General features: G+C 65.5%; 1 pseudogene. It reads left to right on the forward strand.

Features of this window, described 5'->3' with window-relative positions:
* Window positions 1-232, forward strand: a pseudogene (locus IO39_RS56495) (IS1634 family transposase); the annotation flags it as partial.

Genomic DNA, 232 nt, shown 5'->3' on the forward strand with positions numbered 1-232 from the left:
ACCACTCCGAATGGGCTGCTGCGCATCGACGCCGCGAAGGTCAAGGCCGAGGCGAACCTGGACGGCAAGTACCTGCTGCGCTGCTCCGACCCCAAGCTGTCGGCCGAGGACATCGCGGTCGGTTACAAGCAATTGCTGGAGGTCGAGCGGGGCTGGCGCGACATGAAGCAGGTCATCGACCTGCGCCCGGTCTATCACCGGCTGGAGGAACGCATCCGCGCGCACGTCATCT

The sequence above is a fragment of the Nonomuraea candida genome (genome assembly GCF_000725485.1).
Lineage (GTDB): Bacteria > Actinomycetota > Actinomycetes > Streptosporangiales > Streptosporangiaceae > Nonomuraea > Nonomuraea candida.